The 760-nt window shown below is 70.8% G+C and carries 1 protein-coding gene; it reads right to left on the bottom strand.

The features are described from left to right. The coding region (locus GCN81_RS00045) for a condensation domain-containing protein (RefSeq protein ID WP_231626279.1) at positions 1 to 760 on the bottom strand (760 nt) is incomplete at both ends.

Raw genomic sequence — 760 nt, 5'->3', positions numbered from 1 at the left:
CAGTGCCCAGGACATCGCGCTGCCACAGGGTGTAGTCGGCGTACTGCACCGGCAGCGGTGACCACTGCGGCTCCGTACCGTCACAACGAGCGGTGTACGCCGCCGCCAGGTCACGGGAGAGCGGGCCCATCGACCAGCCGTCACCCGCGATGTGGTGCAACACCAGCAACAGCACATGCTCGTCCCCGGCCACCGAAAACAACCACGCCCGCAACGGCACCTCGACCGTGAGGTCGAACGCCCCGCCCGCCGCCGTCTGCGCGGCGGCAAGGAGCTCGTCCTCGGTGGTGGACACCACAGAAAGCACCGGACGCGCACCGTCCGCGCCGACCGGCAACACGACCTGCCTGCCCGCCTCCTCGGCTCCTGCCCCCTCCACCTCGGGGAAGACCGTCCGCAGGCTCTCGTGCCGGGCCACGACATCGCCCAGCGCCGCTTCCAGCGCATCCCGGTCCAAGTCGCCGGTCAGCCGCAGCAGGAGCGGCATGTTGTAGGAGGCGTCAGCCTCCTCGAAGCGGTTGAGGAACCACAGGCGGCGCTGCGCGAACGACAGCGGCACCACCTCGGGCCGCTCGACACGGGCCAGTGCCGTGCGTGCCCGCTGTGCTCCGGACAGTCGGTCGGCGAGGGCGGCGACGGTGGGTGCTTCGAACAGTGCCCGGATGGGGAGTTCCGCGCCGAGTTCGGTGCGGACGCGGCTGACCAGTCGGGTGGCCAGCAGGGAGTGTCCGCCCAGGGCGAAGAAGCTGTCGTCGATCCC

It is taken from the genome of Streptomyces apocyni (assembly GCF_009739465.1).
GTDB classification, from domain to species: Bacteria; Actinomycetota; Actinomycetes; order Streptomycetales; family Streptomycetaceae; genus Streptomyces; species Streptomyces apocyni.
Note: the sequence above shows the minus strand (reverse complement) of the source record. Positions and strands in the feature narration are given on the sequence as shown.